Source organism: Lysinibacillus sp. NPDC056185, from assembly GCF_047737915.1.
Lineage (GTDB): Bacteria > Bacillota > Bacilli > Bacillales_A > Planococcaceae > Lysinibacillus.
In genome coordinates this window covers 180679-183794 of the sequence record NZ_JBLLLQ010000005.1, presented here as the reverse complement: position 1 = coordinate 183794, position 3116 = coordinate 180679, and the positions used below count along the sequence as shown (strand labels likewise).

The following is a 3116-nucleotide window of genomic DNA, read 5'->3' as shown; positions in this document are numbered from 1 at the left end:
TTCCGTCGTTGCCGCTCTTCTTTCCGTCGCTTCGAATTCTATCCGTCACTTCGACTCTTCTTTCCGTCGTTCTGATCGCTCTATCCGTCGCTTCGGCAGTTCTTTCCGTCGTTGCTGCTCTTCTTTCCGTCGCTGAATTCTATCCGTCACTTCGACTCTTCTTTCCGTCATTCTGATCGCTCTATCCGTCGCTTCGGCAGTTCTTTCCACCGTTCTGATCGTTTCATCCGTCGCTTCGAATTCTATCCGTCACTTCGCCTCATCTATCAGCCACTATCACCTCTGGGGGCACCATAAACAACCTCATACAACATATAAAAAAACTGTAGCAAACTCGAACCTCATTCGAGTTTATCTACAGTCTAAAACCTTCACCATTTATGCTTGTCTATCAAATTGTTGAATCATTTTATGCAGCTCTTCTGATTGTTTCTTTAAACCTTCTGCTAGTTTTCCTATTTGTTCAATTGCGTATGCTTGTTCTTCTGCTGCACTGCGAACTTCTTGTGCACCTGCTGACGTTTCTTGAGCAATGGCTGCAACCTCTTGAGATTGACGAGCAGTTGTTTCAATATTATGCATTTGCTGCTCAATAAGTGTAGAAATTTCTACAATCGCTGTCGCCATTTCATGTACACTTGAAGACATCCCTTCAACTGCTGTTGTTGTTTCTGATACACGTGCGGCTTCATTTGTCGCAAATGTCACCTGTTGGTTCATTTGTTTTACAACAATTTCAACGTTTTGTTGCATGGATTGAATAAGGGAAGTAATGCCCTGTACCGCCTTCGCACTTTCATCCGCTAAACTACGAACTTCTTCAGCTACAACTGCAAAACCTTTGCCATGTTCACCAGCACGCGCCGCTTCGATTGAAGCGTTTAAAGCTAGTAAATTTGTTTGTGCTGCAATATCACCAACTAAGCTAATGATGCGCTCTACCTGTCCAGCATTTTCCTCTAATAGATGAATGCTTTCTAATGCCTCAGTATTGCCAGCCGCGATTTGCTGAATACTATTCACTAATGTTTCAATCGCTGTTGTTGTTGTCGTTAAATTATGTAAAATCTCTTTAGATTGCGTTGCTGATGCCTCTGCTCTACTATTAACTTCTGTCGCGAGAGCTCGTACATCTTCAATTGCTTCAGCTGTATCTTGGACTGCCGTTGCAGATGTCTCTGCACCAGAAGAAATATGCTTTACTGTAGAAGCAATATTCTCTGCTTTTTTTGTTGCAACAGCTGCTTCATCAGATAGTTGGATAATGGATTGATTGGTTTGCTGGAAGTTATTATCTATACTTTCCACCATTCCTCTTAAATTCAACACCATTTGTTGGAATGCCTCTGCAACAGAACGAATCTCATCACTTGTTTTCGGCATTTCTACATCTTGGCCAATTTTCCCTTCTGCTACACGGGAAGCTGAATTTTCGAGCTTCTGTAAAGGTTTAATTAAGATTACGCTGAAAACTGCAGCCAAAATACCTGACCACGCAATACCTGACACATAAGTGAAAATTTCAAACAGTTTACGATTAGTCTCTGGGAAGAAGGTAGGTTGTAAATATTCGATAAATATAAAACTAATACTGTATGTGATTAGTGCAAGAATACCGACAAATAATACTAGTTTAAGTCGTAAGCCAAACTGTTTTTTCATAGAGACCCTCAATTCTCTTCAATTTTTTTTACTAATCGTTCTACCAATTCCGTTAATTCTGCAAATGTTTCTTTATATATTTCTTTACTACCACCGTAAGGATCTACAACATTTCCTATGCTACCTTCGCTTGTATACTCTTTTAAAGTAAAGACTTTTTGTTGTGCATTTGGATAATTAGCGATTATTGTGTCTTTGTGAGCTGTTGTCATTGTTAAAATTAAATCAGCCCACTCCATTTCAGTTATTGATAATTGTGTTGCTAAATGCTGATGCGTCATATTTGCTTCATATAATACTTGTTGTGCATGTGCAGACATCCCCGCATTTGGCATGGCATAAATGCCCGCTGAACGGACCTCAACATTGTCAGTTTGTTTATGTTTTAAAATAACCTCTGCCATGGGACTGCGACAAGTATTTCCGGTGCAAACAAATAGTATTTTCATACTTATCACCCTCCATTGTTTTCTCTATTGCCGGATAGCTAGTACACTCATAATGATAAAAAAAATCCCTGTAATGATTTGAAATTTATTGCCAAGTAAGACCTGACTTCTTCGTGCAATGACTAATGACCCATAAGAGCAAATAAGCGCACTTACACCTGCACTTATAATAAATACTGTTTTCTCTAAGTGTAGCATACCAAAAGAAACACTTACTGAAAAGGTATCTAGGCTTGCAGTCACAGCTAAAAGTATTGGTGAAATAGTAACCTTTTCATCTTTTCGCGAAAATAATAGTAAATGTAAGCCCATGCAAAATAATAAAATACTTGAAATCCATTGTCCCCACTCTAAGAAGAAATGCACTAAAAAGTGTCCTAATTCGAAACCTAGTAACGGGAAAAGCATATGCAAAGCAGCTGTCCAAACTGATAAAAAAAATCGATATCTAACATTTGGTATTAATACATATAAACCAATCACATCTACAGACGTTAATATACCTGCAAGAATCCCCTGCAAGAAAGCACTCCTTCGCTCTCTAATATTTTATCATCTTATGCTCGGAAATACAGTATTATCATAATACATTTTCCTTACATCTAAGTGTTAAAAGTCACTCCAACAATGAACAATCACCTTCATTTATAGTAAAAACTTGCTAGGCTTTTTAAAGCTATAGATCAAGGTCTATGCAGATTTTTATCCCGCATTAACGAGCAGTAATTGACCTGTACCGAAAGCGAAGCGCCAAGTACAAGACTCCCACCTCACACATGCAGAGAAATTTACTGCCCGTAAAAGCCCGATTGGTGAAGACTAATAATCAGTGGGGTTGAAGAAAACCCCACTGATTAAAGTTTCACTTTATCCCGCATTAACGAGCAGTAATTGACCTGTACCGAAAGCGAAGCGCCAAGTACAAGACTCCCACCTCACACATGCAGAGAAATTTACTGCCCGTAAAAGCCCGATTGGTGAAGACTAATAATCAGTGGGGTTGAA

General features: G+C 39.1%; 4 protein-coding genes. 1 reads left to right on the top strand and 3 read right to left on the bottom strand.

Going from position 1 to position 3116, the window contains the following annotated elements:
* The first annotated feature begins 111 nt into the window (after positions 1–111).
* Entirely contained in the window at positions 112–297 is a 186-nt protein-coding gene (locus tag ACMZ42_RS07535; RefSeq protein WP_415731052.1) for a hypothetical protein, read from the top strand.
* Between the two features lie 81 nt (positions 298–378).
* Here the strand turns inward: ACMZ42_RS07535 and ACMZ42_RS07530 are convergent, their stop codons facing one another.
* From ACMZ42_RS07530 to ACMZ42_RS07520, 3 genes are read right to left on the bottom strand one after another with little or no spacing between them, the layout of a single operon-like run.
* A complete protein-coding gene (locus tag ACMZ42_RS07530) occupies positions 379–1662 on the bottom strand; it encodes a methyl-accepting chemotaxis protein (protein ID WP_415731051.1) in 1284 nt (427 codons plus the stop codon).
* Between the two features lie 8 nt (positions 1663–1670).
* A complete protein-coding gene (locus ACMZ42_RS07525) occupies positions 1671–2111 on the bottom strand; it encodes a low molecular weight protein arginine phosphatase (RefSeq protein WP_415731050.1) in 441 nt (146 codons plus the stop codon).
* Positions 2112–2135: 24 nt separating this feature from the next.
* On the bottom strand, positions 2136–2633 hold the full coding sequence (locus ACMZ42_RS07520) for a manganese efflux pump MntP family protein (protein ID WP_370083011.1): 498 nt from the start codon (positions 2631–2633) through the stop codon (positions 2136–2138).
* Positions 2634–3116: the final 483 nt, after the last annotated feature.